We start from the raw sequence: 24559 nt of genomic DNA, 5'->3' as shown, positions 1-24559 counted from the left end.
GAAATATTAAAATAATTATATCATAATGATATAATATGTTGCTTTTATGGTGCTTATTTGGTTATATTCTAGTTTGCTTTCGAAGAAAATTTTTATTGTTTAAAACTTTTAAAACTTACTTTTCTTTCCTTTGCTTTTTGTATAAATTTTATATAATATAAAAGCCATCAGAACAATAACCCACTAACTTGGTCAGGGTAGAAATACAGCAGCCATATGAGGAAGTGTTGTGTCAGGTGGTTTTTTTTGATAAGGAAAGTTATGTCAGATGTCTTTTTTGAATTAGAAAATGGCGATCGTTTTAAATACCGTGTTGGGGTGATTATTCGTAAAGAGAATAAAATTTTAATAGCAAGTGATCCATGAAATGGTTATTGATATTTACCAGGCGGGAAAGTTGCTATGCACGAAAGTATTGATGAAGCGGTTTTACGTGAAATCAAAGAGGAATTGAATATAAATGTTGTGAATATACATAAGCATTTTTTGATTGAATCGTTTTATGTAAATAGTTTTAATTTAAAACGTTACCACGAATTATCTATAATTGTTTCAGCAACACCTGTTTCGTTTGAAAAGATATTAGAACCTGAATTTATATTTGAAGAAAATGGGAATGTTTTTGCTTTTAAATGAATAGATATTGACAAACTTAAAGACATTAATTTCTTTCCCAGATTTTTGGTAGATCAACTAGATAATTTACCACAAGATATCAAAATAATTACTATCAGGCAATAATAGTTTAATATAAAAAGCACTGTATACAGTGCTTTTGGTTATTTCTTGTAAAAATCACTTATAATTTTAAAGTATTTATCAAAGCTTTCAAAATATAGCATATGACCAACTTTATTAAAAACTTCAATTTGGATATCTTTAACATTTTCCTTAAAATATTTGATGCAGTTTTCTCTATCAATAACAGCATCTTTTTCACCCAACATTAATAAGGTAGGAACATTAATTTTATTTAACCCTGCTTCAATTTGATTCATCAAATTTATATCTGGCAAGCTGTGTCCGAGTTTTAAAATTGTAGGATTGTTATAAAGTCAAGGATTAAAGTTGTTTCTTTCATTTTCCATAAAATCTTTATTTTCAAATAGATTAGTTGGATCAAAATAGAGTGCTTTTAAGAAAACTTTATAATCATCAAAAGTTTTAGGAAAATATGTATCTAAATAGTCTTGTTTTTTAACTAATGATGATTTATTCATCGGAGCAACATAAATCATTTTTGAAAATAGTTCAGGTGCTTTTTTATAAGCAAGCGAAATAGTTCCACCTCCCATTGAATGGCCAATTAAAACTACATCTTTTAAATTATTTTGTTTGATAAATTTAATTAATAAATCAGAAAAACCGTTAACGCTAATTTCATCATTATTTTTTGCTTCTAATAAGTTGTTACCTGGAAAAGAAATTGCATAATAATCACTTAGGGTTCATTTATCCATAAAAACATTATGAATTTCTGCTCTTGAGTTAAATCCATGTACAAAAATAATTGGGTTTTTAGGTTGGTTGTTATCTTTAAAAACATAAGGATAATCGTATTTTAAGTTCATATAACCTTTCTTTTATCTATTTATTAATAGATAAAATTATAACATCTAAAATTTATGTATTTTATATTTTTTGAAATAAAATTTCTTGTTTTCTTTGTAGAAATTTTTGTCATTTTCTATAAAGAAAAACCTTAAAAAACACTAAAGAAGAAATTAAGAAAATAATGCTTATGTGAAATACTATTGCAATATATGGAATTGGAATAGGTACAATAGAGGTAATTGTGTAAAATTCTCCTCCATATTGTCAATCCTGATTTACTAAACCAGAGGCATTGTGTGTTATGTTAAGTGCAAAAATCATTATAGTAGTATATATAAGTTGAATAAGGAAGAATGTATTTGTGTAAATTATATCTTTGTATTTATTATCGTAATAGGATATATAATAATATGCTCCTATAACATATATAATAAAGTGCAACATAAAATAAAGTTTGTTTAATGATGTACCGATAAAAATATATCATAAATTTATTGATGCCTGTGGTTCAGTATAAGGAACAAAAATAACTGTTAAAAATCCACAAAGAGCTGCTGTCGGAGCAATATACGAAATGATTTTATGATTTTTTTCACTTATCAACAGGATGCTAATTATTAAATATAACATCGGACATATATCGAGTAAAAGTGATTTTGACAAAACAGTGCTTCGATAAAAATCATTGCTAGGTGCTGATGTAATTTCAGAAATTAAAGCAATATCTCTAAATCATCTTGCTGCAGCAAAGTATATTAATAATGTAATTCCGATGCTAATTTTTATCCATCTTTTTCTAAGTTTGTTTTTTGTCTTTTTGTTTATATACCAAGGTAAAAAAGCAAAAACAAAAGACAAAAACAAAATAAGTATTAAAAATCCATTTTTCATTTATTCCTAACTAATAAATTATATAAGTTTTATGCAAAAAGATAAAAAAACCACAGCGTGGTTTAAATGAGGATAGGATATATTATCTTTTAATTTCTTTAAGACGAGCACTTTTACCTTTGCGATCACGCATGTAGAATAATCTTTTTCTACGAACTTTATTTGAACGTACTACTTCGATGTGTGCTATTAAAGGTGAGTGTACAGGGAATGTTCTTTCAACACCAATTCCATAAGAAATTTTTCTAACTGTAAATGATTCTCTTGTTCCTGATTCTTTTTTAGAAATTACTAAACCTTCAAAAACTTGGATACGTTCTTTTTCACCTTCGCGGATACGAACTGAAACACGAACATTATCACCTGTTTGAAAGTTTGGTAAATCATTACGCAACTGACTTTGTTCTACTACTTCTAATAATTTATTTCTCATTTTGAATCCTTTCAATGATATCGGGACGATTTTTTAATGTTTTTGTATATTGTGCATCTCGTTTTCATTTATCAATTTCTTTATGATTACCATTAAACAAGATTTCGGGGACTTTCATACCCTTATATTCTCTTGGCCTGGTATATTGTGGGTAATCTAATAAACCTTGTCCTTGAAAAGAGTCATTAATATGTGATTCTGCTTTTATAACACCAGGTAGCAATCTAATTATACTATCAGCAATAACCATTGCTGGGAGTTCTCCTCCTGTCAAAACATAATCACCTATTGATAATTCTAAGTCAACTAGTTCAACAACCCTTTCATCAAAACCTTCGTATCTACCTGCTATTAATGTAATTTGATCCTTTTTAGATAATTCATTTGCAATTTGTTGGTTAAAAGTTTTACCCTGTGGTGAAACTAAGATTTTATAACCACCACGATTCTTTAATGAATCTAATGCTAAATCAATTGGTTCAACTTGAAGCAAAAGACCGTGTCCACCGCCATAAATTTCATCGTCTACTTTATGGTGTTTGTCTTTACTGAAATTTCTAAAATCAATAACATTAATTTCAATAATATTATTCTCAATAGCTTTATGAATAATGCTTTCTTGATAAAAAGGTGTGAAATAATTTGGAAACAAGGTTAAAAAATTGATTTTCATTTTATTTTGATACTTTGTGAGCTTTAAGTAGGTTCGCAACTGTGTCAGTAGGTTTTGCACCTTGATTTAATCATTTAACTGTAGCCTCTTTGTTTAAAACAAATTCCTTAGTCGATGGATTGTAGTGTCCTAATGCTTCAATAAATCTTCCATCACGTGGAGCTCTTGCATCAGCAGCAACAATTTTATATACTGGTTTGAATTTACTTCCCATACGTTTAAGTCTTATTTTTACCATTAATATCCTCCTTTGCTGTCAAGTAATTTTACTTGACACTCTAAAATGTTGTATAAATTATAATAAAAAAATTTTTATAATCAAATTTAATTTAAAAATTCATTTAAGACTATATAAAAGACATAAATGAATTTTGTTAATATATTAACCTACTACCCGTAAATCAAGATATCATTTTGGAAGTATATATTGACCTATTGAGAAGGTATTGTTAGCACCAAATTTAAAATCATAATTTTTAAAATAAATATAGTTAAAAATTATTATTATAGCTAATGCAATAAATGCTAATAAAACTAATATATCGATTCAAGTAGGTTTAATTTGTCGATATTTTGTCCGTTTTTCATATGGATCATAACCACGAGTTTCCATTGAGTTTGCTAAATCATCCGCTTTTTGAAAAGATGAAACAAATAAAGGGATAATTAAGGTGGTAAATGCGGTTATTTTTTCTTTTAAATTACCATTTTTAAAATCCACTCCACGTGAAGATTGAGCTTTTATAATTCTTTGTGATTCATCTACTAATGTTGGGATAAAACGCAAAGCAATCGAGATAATTGTAGCGATAATATGTGTTGGAATAAATAAGAATTTTAAAGGATAAATCAAATCTTCGATTGCTTTATTTAATAAAATAGGCCGTGTTGTGTTGGTAAGCAAAGATGTAATTAAAACCATTATGTAAATTCTTAAAAACAATGCTAAAGTTCTGTTGATAGAATTTAAAGAAACACCATATTGGATTTTCGCATTTTGTCCAAATGTTTTTACAAGTGTTGAATAATCAAAGTTAGTTCCTAAATAATATTGCTCCCAACTGATCGGGGTGGTAAAATCTGATTTAGATGTATAAAAACTTCAAAAAAGTTCATTGTGATAGTGATCATTATAGATTGATTCAGAATTTATTATATATAAATTAACTAAGAAAATAACAACTGAAATAAAAATAGGTAGTTTAAGTAACTTAAATAAAGGTCTAATTTTTTTAGTAGATGCTAGATAAATAATTACCAAAGGAAGTAAAATAACAAATAAATCAATAAATGAACTAGCAATAAATACCATTATAATATATAAAACAGTTAAAAAAACCTTTATACGGGGATCGAAATTATAAAGAAAACCATTACCAGGGATATAACGACCAAAAATACTTTTCATTATTTATCCTCTCTTGATAAATTGATAAAATCAGCAAGTTCTTTTAATGATTTTACCTTAGGTACATCTAATCCGTTTTGTCTTAATTTAAAGACAAATTCAAGTAATTTGGGAGGCTGTAAATTGTTTTCTTTTAAAAAAAGAATATCATTTAAAACTTCATAAGGTTGTCCTTGTCGCACAAGTTTTCCGTCTTTTAAAACAACAACTTTACTTGCTCTTTCTAGGACATGGTCTAAATCATGTGTAACATTTATAATGGTTTTACCGCTTTGGTTGAGTTTGGTTAAAATATCCAAGATTTCTACCACACCCACAGGATCCAATCCAGCAGTAGGTTCATCAAAAACCATAAAATCAGGGTTCATTGCTAAGATACCAGCAATAGCAACGCGTCGTTTTTGTCCACCCGACAACTCAAAAGGACTGCGAGATAAATACTCTGAACCTAATCCTACCATTTCCAAACATTTTCTTGCTCTTTGATATGCTTCTTCTTTAGGTACACCATATGCAATAGGACCAAAAGCGATGTCATCTTTTATAGTATTTTTGAAAAGTTGGTATTCAGCAAACTGAAAAACTATCCCGATTTTCTTACGTATTTCTTTTAGGTTTTTAATTTTTCTTCGTTTTTGTGAATCGTTTATGATATGAAATTTTTCTGTATGGTAGTTTTTTAACTTTTTATTATATATATCAGTTGAAAAAGTTCATTCTACTGTTCCAAAAGAAGGTTTAAGTAAGCCATTTAGATGTTCAATTAAAGTAGTTTTACCTGAGCCAGTTGACCCGATAATACCTAAGTATTCACCATCAGCAACATCTAAGGAAACATCAGTGAGAGCAGTAAATTCTCAAGGAGTTCTTTTATTAAAAATATGTGTAATTTTGTTTGTTTTTACTTGCATATATTGTCTATTAACTCCTGTTCGTTATAGGTTGGATTAATTCCTTTAATAAGTTCGCTAAGTTTATAAATAAAAGGAGAATCAATTTTCGCTAAATCAATTATGTCTTTATTATTTAGTATTTCTTGTGGTGAGCCAAATGCTACTAATTCACCATTTGAAAAAACTAAACATTTATCAGCTAAAATTGCTTCATCCATATTATGTGTAATGGAAATTAAAGTTTTCTGTCTTGAATCACGAATTTCTTTAATTAAATTTAAAACATCATGACGACCTTTTGGATCTAACATTGAAGTAACTTCATCAAAAATCATAACATCTGGATCTAATGCTAAAACTGAGGCGATTGCAACACGTTGTTTTTGACCACCAGAAAGGTTTTCAGGTTCTCTTTCAAGATGATCTTGCATCCCGACACGTGTAGCACATTTTAAGATAATATCTTTCATTAATTTTGGGTTAACACATCGATTTTCGAGTCCAAAAGCAATATCATCTTCAACAGAAGAGCCGATAAACTGGTTATCTGGGTTTTGAAAAATAATACCTATTTTTTTGCGAACCTGAACCAATGTAGTGCGATGATATTCGATACCATCAATAGAAACCGAACCTTGTTGTGGTTTGAGCAAACCAACCAAAATTTTAGAAAGGGTGCTTTTTCCACTCCCGTTATGACCTAAAACAGCTATATATTCACCTTTTCTGATGTGAAATGAAACATTTTTCAATGCAGGTTGCAAGATTCCAGGTTTATAACTAAAAACTATGTTATTAACTTTTATCATATATATATTTTAATAAAAAAGAAAGATTTAAAGAATTATTTTTATGTTTATGTTTTATAATAAATTATAAAATATTTTCATTTATTTTATGAATTTGTATTTAAAAAATTACTTAGTAATCTACAAAAAAGAACTTGTGGAAAATTTCCACATTTAACCATTTATGGTATAATCTAAATTATGAATATCAAAAAACAATTATCATATAAAGACATAGCAGCACAATCTAAAGTTTCTATTTCAACTATTTCAAGGTTTTATAACAACGGATACGTGTCTAAAAAAACAAAAGAAAGAATTCAAGCCGTAGTAAAAGCAAATGAGTATTATCCCAATCAAGGAGCCCGTTTAATCCGAGGTCGTGATAATTCGGTATTTATTATTATGCCAATTTGAGCGCAAAATTTATATGCATCTATTGTAAGTGGAATTACCATTTCTTGTGCAAAAACAGGAAGAAGAGTAAATACAACTTATTCAGGCAGTTCAACATCCGAATATATTGATTCAATAAGATATGCATTATCTTGAAAACCCGGATCAATTGTTGTATTTATTCCACAATATGATAAAGAATTATTTGACTTTATTCGTAAAACAGATGATACAACATTTATAGTTTACGGACATCAAGTTCGGGGGATAAATTGAATCAAACCTGATGTGACCAAAGGTTTTTATGATTTAACTAACAAAGTAATGTTAAGTACACACCCTAAGGATCGAAAAGCAATTTTTGTTAAAGATGATCGTCTTAGTGATTCACAAATTGCTGAAAGAATTCAAGGATACGAGAGAGCTTGTTCGGAAAATGGTTGAGAAATTCATGATTTTCATCTAAGTACCAAAAAAGAAATTGATGAAATTATTCGTTTGAATAATTACCTTAAAAAGAACAATATTAAAAATATTATATGTTCAACACACGAAGTTTATGTAACTTTAACTGTTACATTAGGGGTGCGCGAATACACATTTACAGATATAGGTTATCAATCAATTTATGATAATATGAAGAATTATTCAGCAAAAATATTCATTGATTACCCTAACATTGGATTTAAAATCGATGATATGATTACAGTTTATAAAGAAACACATGAATTTATTTCTAAAATAATTCCTATTGAAATTTTAGAACCAAGAAGATAATGTCAAAATTTAAAAAACATTATGATAATTTTATAACAATCTTCACATCAATTGTTTGGTCAACGAAAAAATTAGATGATGTTTTAGGTAATCAACTTAAACGTATTCGTTTTGTTCGTTTAGGTTATGTAGGTTTAGTAATTTTTGCTTCATTAATTTCAGTTTTTTCTTTGGTTTCACCAACCGAAGAGATTAAGCCTTATTGAGGACCTGCTGTTGCTACATTACAACTTATTACCTTTGCATTTTTTATCTTTGATTATGTTGCACACTTAGTTACATATCGGATTTATAATAATTTAAATAAAGATATTCAGTTGTGAAAAAGTACAGTAAAATTTATTTTTTCTGGGACAGGGATTGTTATTTTATTATGTATTTTAACATCATTACATGTGATTGAGGATTTTAGTAATCATATTTCACCTGCTTTATCTAAAGCAATAAATTTCTTTAGAATCTTAAATATTTTTAGATTTATTCGTTTATTTATAGTGTTGGCATTTTTTGCACCGTTTAAGATTATCATAGATGTTTTTGCTAAACAAAAAAAGGTGCTCTCATATGTTTTGTTATTAGTAATTTTAGTGATAATTGTTTTTGCGATATTGATATGAAATAATGAAACAGTATATTTAGAAAATGAGCAAAAAAACTGATTAGAAAGTCAAAAAATTGATTTTAAGCAGTGACAAGAATTTTTAAATTATAAAAATTTAAATGAAATAGAGACAAAAAAATTCTTACAACAACATCCTAATTTACAGACAAACCTAGCGAATTTTGAAAATAATTATCAAAGTTATCAAGATTTATCTAGTGGTTATGTAAAGAATTTTGTGGATGCTTTGTATTTTTCAACTATCACATTAACTACAATAGGTTATGGTGACTTACTACCACATGCACCAATTACAAAAATTATAGTTTCAGTTAATGCATTGATTGCTTTAGCAATTATAGCTATTCCATCTGGGGTTATAGCAGGAGCATTTTTAACAGAAATGCAAGCACATATACAGAAAAAGAATAAAAAAAAGGACACTGAAGTGATTGATGAAACAAATCAAAATGCTTCGGAAAACGAGGTAAGCAATGATTAAATTAGGATCTCACATTTCTTTTAAAGCTCCACATTATTTACCTGGGGCAGTAAAAGAATCACAAGAAAACGGTGCGAATACAATGATGGTTTATCTCGGAGCACCACAAACTACCAAGAGAGTAGATGTAGAAAAATATAAATTACAAGAATATGAAGAAAATTGAGCTAATGTGATTCCAAAAGAAGATATTATAGTTCATGCACCATATGTTATTAATCCAGCAAGTCCATCAAAACATGCTTTTTCAAATGATTTTTTAATAGCAGAAATTAAAAGAATGAATTATTTAGGATTAAAATGATTAGTCTTGCACCCAGGATCATATACAGAATTTGAACCACAAGAAGCACTTGATCAACTTGTTGATTCACTTAAATATATACTTGAAAATACAAAAGATGTAGTAATTTGCATTGAAACAATGGCAGGAAAAGGAACAGAAATTGGAACAAATTTTGAGCAAATTCGTTTTATTTTAGATTGAGTTGATTCAGAACGAGTACAAGTTTGTTTAGATACGTGTCATATGTGGGATTCTGGATATGATTTGCAAGATTATGAAAATTTTAAAAATGAGCTAAAAAGATGAAATCTGCTTGAAAGAACCAAAGTAATACATTTAAATGATTCAAAGCACGAAATTTTCTCTCGTAAAGACCGCCACGCAAACATCGGAAAAGGAACAATAGGAACCGAGACACTCAAAAAATTTGTTCATGATCCTGATTTTGATAATATTCCTATTATACTAGAAACTCCATGAGCAGATGATGGACCAATTTACAAAGATGAAATAGCATTATTATTAAGTAAATAAAGAGATTTGCAGTGTAAACTGCATTTTTTTACTTTCTGGTAACAACAAAAGATTATAAGTTCGCTTTTTGTTCTTTTTTAGTTCGTGTTTAAAAATCATTAATAATTTAAATGGAGCGAATATGAAAAAAATTAAAAAATGAATATGAATTCTTTTAAGTGTGTTGGTTGTTCCTGCATCTGCAAGTTGTTTATTTTTATATCAACATAATAAACAAAATAACCATAAATATATTACTATAAAGGTTCAAAAGGTTATTGATGGTGATACAATCATAGCAACTGATTTATTTAATAAACAATATCATATACGGCTCTATGGAATTGATACACCTGAGACTCAAAAAGATTTTAAAAAAGAAAAGCTACAAAAATATGAAAATGATTATGCACAGAAAGCAAAGCAATATACATCAGAATTAATTGAAAATAAAAAAATATATATGCAGCAAATTCAAGTTGATAAATATAAAAGGGTAGTTGCCGTTTTATATTTATCAACAAAAGATGATTTTTATAATTCGATTAATGCTAAATTAGTAGAAAAAGGACTTGCTAGAGTTCATTATATTCAAGATAAAAATCCTAAAGCACCTTACTATACATATAATGAAGAAATGAAGCAAATGTATGTAAAATTACTTAAAAAACAAGAGATATCAAAAAGTAATTTAAAAGGCTTTTGAAAAGAAAATTTATATACTATTTTCTCGAAACCATAGGTTTTTCTATACAAAATCAAGGGATTTATAACAAAAATGGTATAATTTAAAAAATATTTATGCTTTAGGAGTAAAAATATGTCAGCAAAGAATACACAAGATTATAGTGCAGCAAATATTAAACACTTAGAAGGTTTAGAACATGTTCGTAAGCGGCCAGGGATGTATATTGGAAGCACATCGAAATCAGGACTTCATCATATGGTTTGAGAAATTGTAGATAACTCTGTTGATGAAGCAATGGCAGGATATGCAAAAAATATTCATATAACAATAACAAAAGAAGAAAATATAATAGTAGAAGATGATGGTCGTGGCATTCCTACTGATACTCATCCAAAATTTGGTATAAGTGCATTAGAAGTAGTTTTAACCAAACTTAATGCTGGTGGTAAATTTGAATCAAATGCATATAAAGTTAGTGGGGGTTTACATGGTGTTGGGGCTTCAGTTGTTAATGCTTTAAGTGATTCGATGAAAGCATGAGTTAAACGTAATGGGAAAGTTTATTTTGCTGAATTTCATAATGGTGGGAAAACTTTAACACCCACAAGTGTAATTGCTGATTGTGATCCCAGTGAGACTGGAACCAAAATTCAATTTCATCCTGATTTTAGAATAATGGAGCAGTTGAGTTTTGATAAAGATATAATAATAGATCATACTAAACAAATAGCACATCTTAATAAAGGGTTACATGTTACAGTTAAGGATGAAAGAGACGATTCTTATCAAGAATTTCAATATGAAAATGGGATAATTGATTATGTTAAAGAAGTAGATGAAGGTTATAAACCTGTGAATAATGATGTTATTTATGCTTCAGGAGAATATAAATATATTGATGAACATACTCAAAACGAAGTTATTATAGGCGTAGAAGTAGCTGTGCAATACCTTTTTGACTTATATCGTTCTAATATAATTTCATATACAAATAATATTCTAACAATTGAAGGTGGGACACATATATCTGGTTTTTATGATTCAATAATGCGTTTAGTCAATTCATATGCTCAAGAAAAAGGTATTTTTAAAAATGAATCAGAGCGTTTTACCCGTGATGACTTAATTGAAGGAATGACAGCGATTATTTCAATAAAACACCCTGATCCACAGTTCGAAGGACAAACAAAGGCGAAATTAGGTTCTAAAGATGCTCGTAGAGCAGTAAATGAGATTTATTCAGAAGCTTTTGAACGCTTTTTAAATGAACATCCCGATTTAGCTAAAAAGATAGTAGAAATTGCTATAGCTGCACGTAGAGGACGTCTTGCATCGAATGCAGCAAGAGATAATGCTCGTAGAAAGAATGTTTTTGAAAGCGGAGGTTTACCAGGTAAGTTATCAGATTGTTCATCAAAAAATGCAGAAATTTCAGAGTTATTTATAGTCGAAGGAAATTCAGCTGGTGGGTCAGCTAAGATGGGTCGTGATCGTCATATCCAAGCTATATTACCACTTCGCGGAAAAATCCTAAATGTAGAAAAAACCAGACAAGAAAGAGTGTTTGGAAATGAAGAAATAATGTCGCTTATTACAGCATTAGGAACAGGATTGGGTGAAACCTTTAACATTAATAAATTAAGATACCATAAAATAGTTATAATGACAGATGCTGATGTCGATGGTGCACACATTAGAACTTTATTATTAACATTCTTCTATCGTTATTTTAAACCTTTAATAGAATATGGATTTATCTACATCGCGCAACCTCCTTTATATAAGATTTCACAAGGAAGAACGGTAGAATATGCTTTTAATGACCAACAAAAAGAAGAAATTATTGCTAAATTTAATCAGAGTCAAAAAATAACAATTCAACGCTACAAAGGACTTGGGGAAATGGACCCTATTCAACTTTGAGACACAACAATGAACCCGAAAAACCGCAAAATGTTACAAGTTCAAATCGAAGATGCAGTAAGAGCAGACCGTATTTTTGAAATTCTTATGGGTGAAAATGTTTTACCACGTAAACAATTTATAGAAAATAATGCAAAATATGTTAAAAATATTGATTTATAAAAGCACCTATTAATTAGGTACTTTTATAAATTACATTAGCATATGGTTATTTAATCAATAACGATTCTTCATCCATTTGTTTTGGTTTTGGGATATTTAGATAATCTAATAAAGTTGGTGAAATATTAGCTAGACATCCATCTTTTAATTTTACTGATTTATCGGTGCAAATAAGCATAACAGGACTACTTGTATGTTTGGTTGCTGGTTTTCCGCTTTCATCTTCAGTTATTTCTGCATTTCCGTGATCAGCTGTTATAAATACAGTGATATTGTTGCTTTGTGCTCAATCAATAATTCTTTTAATTTGTGTATCTAAAAAACTTACTGCTTCAATAGTAGATTTAAGATTTCCGGTATGTCCTACCATATCAGGGTTAGCAAAGTTCATAATAGTAACATCAAAATCTAAAGCATTTTTTAATAACTCATCGGTAATACCTTCAGCAGACATATGTGGTGCATCAGCATATGATTCTACCTTCAATGAATCAACCATAATTCTTTTTGAGTTTTTAAACACAATGTCTTTCCCCCCGTCCATAAAGTAAGTCACATGTGCATATTTTTGTGTTTCAGCAACACGTAATTGACTTACACCTGCTTCTTCCAAAACCCTACCAATAGGCATATTAATTTCCATTTCATCAAATGCAATATTTGTTTGAATTCCTTCATATTTCATCATTGAAACAAATTGGTTAATTTTAACAGGTTGTGACGGTTTATTTTCGTATAAAGGTGAACCAATTAATAAATGAGTTAGTTGTCTAGCTCGGTCAGGACGGAAGTTAAAGAAAATAATTGAATCGCCATCTTTTACAAAGGAATCTGCTGATAGGTTTGCTTTTTGTGCAGGTATAAAAAACTCATCTGAAATATCATTAGCATATTGCGAATCAACATAATCAAGAGCATTTTGATATTTATTTTGCGAATTACCTAATAAAGTTGTGTATGCTTTTTCAACACGATCAAACATTTTATCACGGTCCATTGCATAAAAACGACCAGAAACGGTTGCGATGTTGTAATTATATTTATCACAGATATCTTGTAGTTTTTGCATTGATGCTTTGATTGAACGAGGTGCAACATCGCGACCATCACCAAAAGCATGTACAGAAACTTTTTTAAGTCCATATTCGTATGCTGCATCTAGAAGTTCAAATAAATGTGTTTCTAATGAGTGAACACCACCTGGAGATAAAAGTCCCATTAGATGAAGTGTTGAATTATTCTTTTTAACATCCTCGAATGCTTTTACAAATGCTGGAGCAGATTTAAAAGTTCCATCTTTTAAAGCTTTGTTAATTAATGATAATCCTGTATACACAATTATTCCTGCACCAATATTTAGATGTCCAACTTCTGAATTACCCATTTGTCCTTTTGGTAATCCTACAAACTCACCAGAAGCCTGAATTAATGAATTAGGGTATTCAGCAAATAATTTATCAAAGGTTGGTGTATTTGCTAAAGCAAAACCGTTTCCTTGGATTTCCCTACGTAATCCTAATCCATCTATAACTATTAAAATAACTTTTTTCATATTAAACCTCAATATATTTAATAGATATTGTACCACAAATTATCTTTTTGTTGCAACAGATAATTTTCCATCTATAACTGTATATTCCATATTTTCAACCATTTTAAGTTGATATTCAAATTCGGATAAATTATCGTATGCTTTAGAAAATAAAAACATTATAAAATCATACACCATCATCATTGCACGAACATCATTTTCACAATATTTTTTTAAGTTAGGAACGATATTGTTTTGTCATACAGCATCATTGGTTGCACCTAAATATCTTAATATAGCAGCTTCCATTGCCATTGTTCCTTTTTGAATTACAAGTTCTGAATAAGGTGTGATTTTGTTTTTCAGATCAAAATTCATATGAGTGATGTATTTTTCTATTTTCTTAATAGAAAAATAGTATTTTAGGAAGTTGATATGAATTAGTTTTTTAGTAGTTATTATGTTTTCTTTAATAAAATCTTTATCAACTTTTGTTGTTTTTATGTTATTACCATCTTCGTAAAAAGCAGTAATTTTTTCATAATTGTTTTTCTCTTGCTTTGAATTTTTAAAACAATCAGCTAAATCAATTGTGTGATTATTAATTCAATCCACCATACCAGCAAAATAATGAATGCTTTTATATTTTTGATCAATGTATTGTTCAAATTCTTTGTTGTTTAGATAATTTTCAGTAACCAAATCCTTAATCTCTTTATTGCGTGCATTTTCATAATTTTTGTTATATACAACAAATCAATCTGCTTTATTTGAATAAATGACATCGATTAAATCAACTAAATTATATATAGTCAAACCTTTTGTATCTATTACAATATTTTCAACTTTTTCTTCGATACCATTTTTAGTTATAATAACAGAAACTTGATTTACTAATTGATTATATGGAGCAATATTATTTAAAGGAGGATATAAGTCAGAAAAACCCTCATAATCATATCAACAGATCCGAGCATCTTTTTGATGTAAAGGGAGAATTTTTGTCAAAGCATCTAAGTTAAAAAAGTTAATATTCTTATTATATAGTTCTATTTTTTTTGTAAATTCAACTAAATTCTCTTTTTCTTTTTTACTAAAGAAAGAAAAAGAAATTTCATCAAAATTTGGACCTATAAACAGTTTATATAAAGCAATTTTTTGTTCTTTATTAATAAAGTTTCATTCATCAATTCATATTTTTTGTGAATTTGTTTGATAGTCTAATGTGTTATTCAATCAGCTTATTACAGATTCGATTTTTTTATCTTTTTCAGTCGATAAGAACTTATATATTGCATCAAAGTTGCTTTTGTTGTTAAATTCATTAAAAGCTTTTTCAATAATTTTTTTATATATCTTAAAAGAACGAAATTCAATGGTAATTTCTTTTGAAAGATTGTCAATAATAAAAAGTTTTTCATCAGTTGAATGAAGTATATCAGCAGTTTTTTGAGAAAATGAAATACCATTTCTTTTGATAACATTAATAAATTCTAAATGGCTGTTTTCATTATGGTCAAAACCTAATTTCAAATTAATATCCCCTGTTCTTACTAATGCTTCAAACATATGTTTTTGATATGTGCTAGGATTATCCTTAGAAATTTTACGGATAGATTTTGCAACATCAGCAGCAAAAGATTCATAAAAGTTTATTTTACCTTTTTGTACCTTACGATGTATTCTATCTCAGGGATTTATTATTAAAACTGACATATCTTTAATATTAATATTGTTTGTCTTAAAAATTTGATAAATATAGAAATGTTTGTAATACATTTCATATTTACATCTTGCTGTATAACTTAATAAAACTAATTTGTTCAAGGATTTATGATAAATAAAGAAAGGTGCAATATAATCAAAATCGCCTGATACATCATATAAAGTTCCGTTAAAGATTAAATCTATTTCATTATCCTTGATAGCTTTTAATGTATCGATATGCTTGGTTTGATAGTCACTTTTCGATGAAATAAATTTAACTTGTGAATTTTTAATATTATATTTATTTAAATATCAATTTAATGCATCTTTTAAATAATTATCATAACTATCTTTATTTACTTTTATATATGTTTCTGTATCACTAACAGAATCTAAATTTAATTCGTGTAATGCATCAATATCGTGATTTTCGAAAAATTCATAATCAAAATTAACAAATTGCTCATCATCTTCTTCGTTAGTTATTTCGATGTTTTCTCAAGTTCTGTTTCATCTTTTTTGATATTCTTGTTTTATATCATTAATAAGAGAATCGTTATTTCAAATTAATGCAGGATTATTACCAAAAACGCGTTTAAAAATATTTCATGTAATTTTATTTTGCTGCTTTTGCATTTTATTCAGATTCCTTTTTCTCGATTAGTTTTTGCTCTGCTTTTTCAAGTTTAGCAATTTCTTTAATAAATTCGGATTTTCCAAAATCACTTATCTTACGCTGCATTTTTGAAAAATGTTTATGCGCTATATTATTTGCACTATCTTCTATGCTAGATAAAAGTTTTCGCATCTTATCTGCATTTTCAATAATACCTTCAATTTCTTTGTTTGATTTCTCGATATGATTTAATATATTTTTTTCTACAAAGTCGTTGAATTTCTCAAGTATTACTTTTTTACTATTAAATTCTATTTTGTCTGCATTTAATGAATATTTTATTTGTAAGATGTTTTTTAATAATGAAATAAGATTTATTAAAGCAACATCACGAACAATAAATATCTCGTTATAACCTGAAATTTTTTCAATATAAAGAACGCTATTAGGTTCTAATTCAGTGACTAAAATTGCAAAATCAGCCTTAAAGTTTTTTCGATCTTGTTCGAGTTTTTCAATAAAGTCTTTGTTTCTTCTTGATCCTTGTTCGGTAATTCTATTTTTTGCTTCAATTATAATAGTCCCATATGAATTTTTATCGTCATCTAAGATATTTAAATCTTTAAAATCTATTTTAAAATCGGGTTTTCTATTGTTTATATGTTTGGTGGTTTTCTCAAAACTAACATCTTCTGAAAAAGCAAAGCCTTCTGCGAGTTTATTAAAAATATGATTCTCAAATTCCTCACCATATTCCTTGGTTGATTTATTATATCTATATTTTTGTAGGGTTTCTAACTCGGTTTGAAGTTTAGTTGATAACTGTTTTTTGTCTTCAAATTCAGCAAGTAGTTTTTCGTTCTTTTCTAGAAGTGATTGCTTTTCTACATTTAAAATTTGAAGTTTATTTTCTAATTCCATCAATTGTTTTTGATGTTGTTGTTGAAGTTTAAGTTTTATGTTTTCAATTTCTTTATTTAAAATAGTATTTTTATAATCTTTCTTTTCTGCTTCAAATTTATCTTTTAACTTATCTCTTTCTTGCTCGAGTTGCTTGTAATAATTATCCCTAAGTTCGTTTTCAAGTTTTTGTGTTTTTTCAACATTTTCAATTATAAGTTTATTAATTTCATTATCTTTTTGATTTTTTAGTTCATTGTATTCTTTTGAATTCTTTATTTCTCTTGTGAAAGTTTTTTCTAAATTTTCTTGTATTTCTTTAGTAAGTCGATTTTTTTCATTTTGTATAATTTGTTCCCTGATTTTACCTGTTTCATCTGTAATTTTTTTTAGATCTTGGTTCAGAATATCGTTTAAATTAAAATAATCTCCATCTGAAACATTAATATCATCGATGAAGAATTCAAGGTTTTGAATATCTTTAATTTTAATATTAATTTTTTTTGATTTAACTTGCATGCCACCTCCTTAATATATAATTATTTTAATAATTATATATATAGTTTAACAAAAGCAAATAAAATACAAGAAATTTTCTTGTATTTTAATTATTAGTACACCGATTCTAGTCATTCTTTTTATAAGGTTTTAAGGTTAATAATTCAGTTAGTAGTTCATCATAATCAAATTTAGAATTATCTATACCAAAGTTCTTAATAAGACTTAGTCATTTTTCTTTTAAATCTTTAACATTGTTTGATGATTCTAATCCTATATTGATATAATCTTCTTTTTCGTTAAGTCAGTAGACATTTAAATTAGAATTATAAGGTTCATTTTTTTGATATCACTTACAATTAATTTCATTACCAATTAGATCTGTATTTGTATTTATTCTTCTTAATCTTTGATAGGTTACATCAATACCAATACTATTTTCATTATTTGTAACAAGTGTAAAAGTTCTGTTTCCACCATCTTCACGGTTTAGTTCTAAAACAGCATGTCCAGTTGTTCCAGAGCCTGCGTAAAAGTCTAAAACACGAGAGTTTTTGTTAAGTAATTTTAGAATATGTTTAATTAATGTAGTTGGTTTTGGTGTTTGAAATTTTGAGTTTTTATCTAAAATTGATTCTATTTCTCTTTTTGCACTGGTCAAAGAACCAAGGTTCTCAAATATACTTGATTGAACTTTTGAATTTATATTGTATTCAGATTCATAAATTTTTAATCTTGGAACATTGTTTCCATTAAAATATAACGAAACAGTACCATTTTTATAATCATCATATGAAAATTTTCAATTTCTAATGCATTCTTTGCCACCAGGAAGAGAAATAGGGAATTTATTTTTATTACTAATTTGATTAGGACTGGCTGCATTGCTACTGAATCAGTTTCCTTTTGGGTCATTATCGGGATTTTGAAAATTCATTGTATTTTTCTGTCTTAAGAATACAACCTCGGATATTTTCTTTGCATATAAAAGAATATATTCGTGATCATTTCTTATAAGTTTTGATTGTTTGAGAACACTATTTACAGATTTTCATACCAAAGAATCAACAAAATTCACTTCTCCAAATATTTCATCCATTAAAACCTTTAAATATGCTTGTTCATTGTTATCAATTGAAACAAAAATTACCCCATCATCTTTTAATAATTCTCTTGCTAGTTTTAACCTTTCATTCATCATATTTAGTCAACCATTTTGTGTGAATTTATCACGGTAACTAAATGATTTTGCTGCAATGTTTTCTTTATCATTTGCTAATTTATTTCCATCTTTTAATGAACTTTCGGTATTATAAGGGGGATCGATATAAATAACATCGTAATTAAAATCTAATCCGTTTCTTTGTCTATGTCTTTCAATTAATATGAGATTCTTTAATGCATCATAGTTTTCACCTATGATTAAGGTGTTTTGATCTTTTGGAGGTTTATTATCAAAATTAAATGATAATTGATCATCTTTTCTTAAAATAGCAATAGTTTTACTATCTGACTCAGGTGCTGCATCGAAGGTAAAACCCATTTTTACTCTTTGAATAATAAATTGTGAGATATATTGCACTCTATTTGGATTAGTAATATTATCAATAATTTCTTTAGCAATTTCTTTTTGGTCTTGGTTAAATTCAGTTGAAGAAAGCTCATCAATTCTAGCTTTTTCTTGTTTCTTTAGTTCATCTAAATTCTTTTGTAATTTAGATTTCTTTACACTAGTTTTGTTCATTATTCTCCTTTTGAGTAGGAGAATTTTCTAATTCTGCTTTTATTATATCTACCAATTCGATATTATTTATCTCTAATATTTCTTTTACAGAAGAAATGGTTGAATCACCGTAATAAGAAATTTTAATATTATTGGTATTAGTATCAACTTTTGCTACCAAAAGAGTTAAATTGATATTTTTATTATTTTGATTATTTTTTTCTAAATACTTTTCAATATATTTTTTGTAAGCATTAAGAATATTTTCTGTTTTTTCTGGGTTAATATCGTTTTCGCTTTTAACTTCTATATAAATATGATGTGTTTGGTATTTCAAAATAAAATCTGTGTAACTTGATGTTTTTCTAAGTTCTGAATCAAGGTATTCAAATTTTATACCATCGAATACAGGGTTTTTAGTTCATATTTTTAGTTTATTTCTTAGATCCTTATTAAACTTAATCAAATCTTTTATATGGTTAGCAAAAATAATCTCTGGATTAGAATCGAGCCCTATATTAATTGTTGATTCATTTTTATCTGTGTATGCATATTTAAAGTCCTTAGGAACGGTAAGACAGTTTGAACATTCATTGAAATGTTTTTCCATATATACTGGTATTTGTTCAGGAAGAGTATTATCCCCAGTTAAAATAAAATCTATTTTATCTTCATCAAGCATTTTCTTTTTTACATCTTTATAAATATTTACAATGTCATTAAGATAGTTTTTGATAAAAATGTATCTGTAAATTGTGTAATCAAAATATTTATTTTCATCCTTATTCTTATCAGGTGTATTATCTTTTTCTTTACAAAAATCAACAATTCTTTGATATAAAGCATCTATTATAGTTAAAATATTTCCAGTAAGATAATTGCTGTTTTTATCAATCTGTCACAAGTTATATTGTTCCATATCAATTTTATTTTCTATTATTTCAGTATTAATTTCTTTGTTTCCGTATTTTTCTGTTTCAGCAACTATATAACCTTTCTGTTGATATTCATTAATAATATTATCTTTTCTGGTTATAAAAGTTTTTATATTTGTATCGTTAAAGTTTTTGATAAGATTTTGAACTTTTAATTCATATTCTGCATGGTTTTCTTTTTTAATTGTATTAAAGTTTTCTAATTGTCCGGTGACAAATTTTTCATCTTTATATTCTTTTTTTAAATACAACTGTTTTGTTTCTCCACGTTCGTGATCGACATTGCTGTAAATATAGTATTTTAGTGCTTCTGAGTTTTCTTTTTGATTCTTTTTTGGTACAGGATTACGTTTGATTCTACCTATGGTTTGAATAGGTAAGGTGCTAGACGAAATATTACGAAGTTGCACCAACATACAAGCTCTTGGGATGTTTCAACCTGTTGAACCCCCTATTTTAAAGATAATTACATCGGTATTATCGGACTTCTTAGAAACGTCTTTCAACGAATAACCATCTTTTGTTCTAAGTTGTTTTTCATTAATATCATCATCAAAATATTGCACAAATTTTAAATTATGTTTATTTAAAATTTCTTTTATCTTGCTTAGATTTTTATTGAATTCATCTTTTTTATCAGAATCTATGTTGCTGCTGTTATCGACTTGGATAAGCATTGCAGCATTAATCCCGACTAAATCTGGTTCATTTTTTGCATCATTATATCTTGCTTTAACTTCTTTAAATTCTTTACATGCGATATTTAAAATTGTTTCCAAGTCGATATCACCGTCTTTATAATTACCTAATCCTTTATTAAATACTTTTTGAGTCTTTAATAATTTTATATCTGCTTCCATTAAATCTTTTTCAGTTAGTTCGATAAGATTTTTGTAATCTTTTGGTGTTGCAGTCATTTTTACAGTAAAATGTGCTCTAGATTGCATTAAATTTTCAAAACCATCTAGATTAGTCTGTTCTTTTTTAGCATTTCCTTTTGATTTATCTATATCAGAACCTATATGTGCTTCATCCCTGATATAGATTAATTTATAATTTTTATTTTTAATTTCATCGAGAAGGTTTTCAATAGCTTTTTTTTCTTTTAAGATAGTGTTTTTAGTATAAGATGAAGAACCTATAATAAAAACCTTATTATTTGCTGCTAAAAACTGATAATTGGTTTCTCTTGAATAATTTTTCTTATTTGAAGGAGATTCAATTCGTTCGATTGGAAAATTTTTATTATTTATTAAGGTTCTTTTATATTCATTGAAATTATTTTCTAGTTGTTCTGGTAGTTTGGCAACAGATAAAGTTGTAACAATGAAGATTATTTTGTCTTTATTAAAATGTGTTTTATTTCATACAATCATTTGGTGAATGAAATTTAGCATCATAAAGGTTTTACCAGAACCAGTAGGTGCTTTAAAATATACTGTTTTACCTTGAGGATTTTCATCATTTATATTTATGGATTTAAGATGACCTTGTGCTTCTCTACAAAGTTGTTTTACTACTTTTTCTTGTGGTTTTATGAGTTTCATACTAATTTTTACCATCCTTAATTAAAGGTTTTAAGGTTAAAAGTTCAGTAAGTAAATCATCTTTATCAAAATTAGTTTCTTGTACACCGAAATTTTTAATTAGGTTTTTTCATTTTTCTTCTATTTCTTTAACAGTAATGTTTGAAAATAAACTTATATCAATATAATCATCATTATCAAGTCAATATACATTTAAATTAGAATTATATGGATCGTTGTTTTTGTATCAAGTGAGATTATATTCATTCTTATTTAAATTAGTTCTCGTGTTTATTCTTCTTAACCTTTCATAGTTTATATCTCTACCAATGCTGTTTTCATTATTTGTAACAAGTGTGAAAGTCCTGTTACCCCCATCTTCACGATTTAATTGTAAAGTAGCATGACCGGTTGTTCCAGAACCGGCGTAGAAGTCTAAAATTCTAAGGTTTATATTGGGATGTAAATTTATTAATAATTTAATAATATTTACTGGTTTTGGATTATTAAACATTCCATCTGCTGGTTTTATAATATTTGTGAATTCTGTTGTTCCACCTGACGAATCTATTGATGAAAAAATGCTTTTATCTCAATATAAATCATCTAAAAGTTCATTAAACGAAAAGTTAGCAATAACTGATTTAAATTTTTGATAACTTTTATTCGGAATAAATTCAGAATGTTCATATTCATAAACAATGTTCGAATCTTTAGTTGTTTTTACCTTTAATTTATTTTCTTTTATAAGTAATTGAACTTTATCTAGTCCAACCCTTCAACGGCCTAACTTGTTCTTATTCTTTTTTATAGCAGGAGTGATATGTATAAATCCCGATTCTAAAAGAGTTTTTCGTTTTGGTGTATTAAAGTCATATATAAAGTTGAAATCACTACTTGATGTTTTATCGCTTACCTTATTTTTTATACCATCATTATCAATAATAAACTCATTTGTTTCTTTGTTTCATCAAATAATATAACCCATATTTGGTCTCTCATTTAATGTTTCTGCTCCACCACCTTTTTGCAATGGATATAATTCTTTTTCATATAAATTTAATTTTTCGTTAAATTTTCATTTGTTTGTATTTTCTTGAATCCCGACTTTTTTAAAACTTAAATTGTCTATGTTTTTAGCATAAATATGTATATATTCATGACAAGAAGCAACGTTATTTTTATCACTTCTTCCTCCAAAGTTATTTACTCATATACATGATGCTACAAAATTATTTTCACCAAAAATTTCATCCATTAAAATTTTCAAATATGCTTGTTGGTTATCATCGATTGAAACAAAAATAACTCCATCATCTTTGAGAAGTTCTCTTGCCATACGAAATCGTTCGTTCATCATATTTAATCAACCGTTTCTAGTATATTTATCACGGTAAATTAAAGTTTTGTTTTTCTTGTTTTCAGTATCATCTGCAACATTATTTCCATCTGATGCAGATCTTTCAGTGTTGTAAGGAGGATCGATATAAATTACATCATATTTATAATCTAACCCCGCTCTCTCTCTCTCTCTATGAGTATTAGATTCTTTAATGCATCATAGTTTTCACCTATGATTAATGTGTTTTGGTCTTTTGGCATTTTATCATCAAAATTAAAAGATAATTTATCATCTTTTCTTAAGATAGCAATAGTTTTGCTATTGCTTTCGGGTGCTGCATCAAAGGTAAAACCTGTTTTTACCCTCTGTGCAATAAATTGAAAAATATATTGTATGTTATTTGGATTTGTGCAATTATCAATGATTTCTTTAGCAAGATCTTTTTGATCTTTATTAAATTCTGTCGGTGAAAGATCATCGATAATTTGTTTATATTGATTTTTTAGTATTTCTAAAGATTTAGTTTCTTTAGCAGTTAACTTAGTTTTGTTTTTTGTCATGATTCTCCTTACATATATTATGTAAATATTTTACTATGATCTCAAAGACTTTACTATATTTAAACTAAAAAGAAATTCATACAGAGAAAAGGAAAGAAAAATATAAAAATAAATACCTTTGAATGAATCAAAGGTATTATATATGGAAAATTAATCTCTAATAACTATATAGTTATCTGCTCACTTTTCAGGAAATGTTCCTTTTTTTATTATAATAGTAAAAAAGTCTATGATAAATGTAAAAATAAGCATTCTTCATATAGCTCTAAAAAGTCATAATTTTAACATTCTCCACTTCCATGACTATATGTAATATTAACAGCATTCATCCCTAAATTTTGTTTACCTTGTATAAAATTAATTAGTAAAACTATTCCCATAATTCCAAAGGTTACCGTAACTAGTAAACTGCTTATAAAACGACTTTCTCATCTTCTTCAATATCCTGCAATTCTCATAATACCTGCTTTCCATATAGTAAACAAATTCTTTTCTTAAAGAATCAAATCAATATTACAAAAAAACAAAGAAATTTAAAGAAAAACACAGAATATTTATGAAAAAATTATAAAAAGCAAACCCTTGAAAACCAAAGGCATGACTTATAAAATAAATTCCATTATAATTTAATTTAAAGTAGGACAAAAAGATTAACAATTAATTCTGTTAATCTTTTTGTTTATTAATAGGATTAACCAACACCCCTAGGGGTGTCCGCGCCCAAAAATATTAA

The 24559-nt window shown here is 27.3% G+C and carries 21 protein-coding genes and 1 other RNA gene; 7 read left to right on the top strand and 15 right to left on the bottom strand.

The annotated features are described in order from the left end of the window. Window positions 1–156: 156 nt before the first annotated feature. Window positions 157–253: signal recognition particle sRNA small type (gene ffs, locus ACXYRK_RS00815), an RNA gene on the top strand. An 8-nt stretch (window positions 254–261) separates the two neighbouring features. Next, complete coding sequence (locus tag ACXYRK_RS00810; RefSeq protein ID WP_458617563.1) at window positions 262–741, top strand: NUDIX hydrolase; 480 nt, start codon at window positions 262–264, stop codon at window positions 739–741. A 38-nt stretch (window positions 742–779) separates the two neighbouring features. Here the strand turns inward: ACXYRK_RS00810 and ACXYRK_RS00805 are convergent, their stop codons facing one another. The 8 genes from ACXYRK_RS00805 to ACXYRK_RS00770 all read right to left on the bottom strand — a co-directional run bounded on the left by ACXYRK_RS00805 (window position 780) and on the right by ACXYRK_RS00770 (window position 6661). Further along, complete coding sequence (locus ACXYRK_RS00805) at window positions 780–1571, bottom strand: alpha/beta fold hydrolase (RefSeq protein ID WP_458598019.1); 792 nt, start codon at window positions 1569–1571, stop codon at window positions 780–782. Between the two features lie 61 nt (window positions 1572–1632). Continuing rightward, entirely contained in the window at window positions 1633–2445 is an 813-nt protein-coding gene (locus ACXYRK_RS00800; protein ID WP_458617561.1) for a DUF5378 family protein, read from the bottom strand. Window positions 2446–2527: 82 nt separating this feature from the next. Next, window positions 2528–2878 (bottom strand): 50S ribosomal protein L19, encoded by a 351-nt coding sequence (rplS, locus tag ACXYRK_RS00795; protein WP_435129605.1) that lies wholly within the window; start codon window positions 2876–2878, stop codon window positions 2528–2530. Next, on the bottom strand, window positions 2868–3551 hold the full coding sequence (gene trmD / locus ACXYRK_RS00790) for a tRNA (guanosine(37)-N1)-methyltransferase TrmD (protein ID WP_458617559.1): 684 nt from the start codon (window positions 3549–3551) through the stop codon (window positions 2868–2870). Before trmD ends, rplS begins: the two co-directional genes overlap by 11 nt. A 1-nt stretch (window position 3552) precedes the next feature. Continuing rightward, complete coding sequence (rpsP, locus tag ACXYRK_RS00785; protein ID WP_435129610.1) at window positions 3553–3789, bottom strand: 30S ribosomal protein S16; 237 nt, start codon at window positions 3787–3789, stop codon at window positions 3553–3555. A gap of 144 nt (window positions 3790–3933) precedes the next feature. Then, window positions 3934–4959, bottom strand: coding sequence for an energy-coupling factor transporter transmembrane component T family protein (locus tag ACXYRK_RS00780; protein ID WP_458617557.1), 1026 nt, complete (start codon window positions 4957–4959; stop codon window positions 3934–3936). Then, window positions 4959–5870 (bottom strand): energy-coupling factor transporter ATPase, encoded by a 912-nt coding sequence (locus ACXYRK_RS00775; RefSeq protein WP_458598011.1) that lies wholly within the window; start codon window positions 5868–5870, stop codon window positions 4959–4961. The genes ACXYRK_RS00780 and ACXYRK_RS00775 overlap by 1 nt, the downstream gene beginning before the upstream one ends. Further along, on the bottom strand, window positions 5861–6661 hold the full coding sequence (locus ACXYRK_RS00770; protein ID WP_458614785.1) for an energy-coupling factor transporter ATPase: 801 nt from the start codon (window positions 6659–6661) through the stop codon (window positions 5861–5863). Before ACXYRK_RS00770 ends, ACXYRK_RS00775 begins: the two co-directional genes overlap by 10 nt. A gap of 180 nt (window positions 6662–6841) precedes the next feature. Between ACXYRK_RS00770 and ACXYRK_RS00765 the strand changes: the two genes are divergently transcribed. The 5 genes from ACXYRK_RS00765 (at window position 6842) to gyrB (ending at window position 12488) form a co-directional block, all read left to right on the top strand. Next, entirely contained in the window at window positions 6842–7813 is a 972-nt protein-coding gene (locus ACXYRK_RS00765) for a LacI family DNA-binding transcriptional regulator (RefSeq protein ID WP_458598008.1), read from the top strand. Continuing rightward, window positions 7813–8916: a potassium channel family protein gene (locus tag ACXYRK_RS00760; RefSeq protein ID WP_458598006.1), complete on the top strand. Its 1104-nt coding sequence runs from the start codon at window positions 7813–7815 to the stop codon at window positions 8914–8916. Before ACXYRK_RS00765 ends, ACXYRK_RS00760 begins: the two co-directional genes overlap by 1 nt. Continuing rightward, entirely contained in the window at window positions 8909–9736 is an 828-nt protein-coding gene (locus tag ACXYRK_RS00755; RefSeq protein WP_458598005.1) for a deoxyribonuclease IV, read from the top strand. Before ACXYRK_RS00760 ends, ACXYRK_RS00755 begins: the two co-directional genes overlap by 8 nt. Before the next feature lie 121 nt (window positions 9737–9857). After that, window positions 9858–10457: a thermonuclease family protein gene (locus tag ACXYRK_RS00750; RefSeq protein WP_458617555.1), complete on the top strand. Its 600-nt coding sequence runs from the start codon at window positions 9858–9860 to the stop codon at window positions 10455–10457. Between the two features lie 78 nt (window positions 10458–10535). Continuing rightward, the gene (gene gyrB, locus ACXYRK_RS00745) at window positions 10536–12488 is read left to right on the top strand and encodes a DNA topoisomerase (ATP-hydrolyzing) subunit B (RefSeq protein ID WP_458617553.1); all 1953 of its coding nucleotides are present in this window, start codon (window positions 10536–10538) and stop codon (window positions 12486–12488) included. Window positions 12489–12534: 46 nt separating this feature from the next. Here gyrB and gpmI read toward each other — a convergent pair whose 3' ends face one another. The 7 genes from gpmI to ACXYRK_RS00710 form a co-directional block, all read right to left on the bottom strand. After that, window positions 12535–14040 carry a 2,3-bisphosphoglycerate-independent phosphoglycerate mutase gene (gene gpmI / locus ACXYRK_RS00740; RefSeq protein ID WP_458617552.1) on the bottom strand — a complete coding sequence of 502 codons (1506 nt, stop codon included), beginning with the start codon at window positions 14038–14040 and terminating at the stop codon, window positions 12535–12537. A 39-nt stretch (window positions 14041–14079) separates the two neighbouring features. Beyond that, the gene (locus ACXYRK_RS00735; RefSeq protein WP_458617550.1) at window positions 14080–16362 is read right to left on the bottom strand and encodes a UU173 family protein; all 2283 of its coding nucleotides are present in this window, start codon (window positions 16360–16362) and stop codon (window positions 14080–14082) included. Window position 16363: 1 nt separating this feature from the next. Continuing rightward, window positions 16364–17761 carry a DUF2130 domain-containing protein gene (locus tag ACXYRK_RS00730; RefSeq protein WP_458617548.1) on the bottom strand — a complete coding sequence of 466 codons (1398 nt, stop codon included), beginning with the start codon at window positions 17759–17761 and terminating at the stop codon, window positions 16364–16366. A gap of 106 nt (window positions 17762–17867) precedes the next feature. Beyond that, a complete protein-coding gene (locus ACXYRK_RS00725; RefSeq protein WP_458617546.1) occupies window positions 17868–19484 on the bottom strand; it encodes a site-specific DNA-methyltransferase in 1617 nt (538 codons plus the stop codon). Next, on the bottom strand, window positions 19471–21945 hold the full coding sequence (locus ACXYRK_RS00720; RefSeq protein WP_458617544.1) for a DEAD/DEAH box helicase family protein: 2475 nt from the start codon (window positions 21943–21945) through the stop codon (window positions 19471–19473). The genes ACXYRK_RS00725 and ACXYRK_RS00720 overlap by 14 nt, the downstream gene beginning before the upstream one ends. A gap of 1 nt (window position 21946) precedes the next feature. After that, complete coding sequence (locus tag ACXYRK_RS00715) at window positions 21947–23410, bottom strand: DNA methyltransferase (protein WP_458617614.1); 1464 nt, start codon at window positions 23408–23410, stop codon at window positions 21947–21949. A gap of 23 nt (window positions 23411–23433) precedes the next feature. Then, window positions 23434–23826 (bottom strand): hypothetical protein, encoded by a 393-nt coding sequence (locus ACXYRK_RS00710; protein WP_458617542.1) that lies wholly within the window; start codon window positions 23824–23826, stop codon window positions 23434–23436. Window positions 23827–24559 lie beyond the last annotated feature (733 nt).

The sequence above is a fragment of the Mycoplasma sp. AC1221 genome (genome assembly GCF_054353815.1).
Note: the sequence above shows the minus strand (reverse complement) of the source record. Positions and strands in the feature narration are given on the sequence as shown.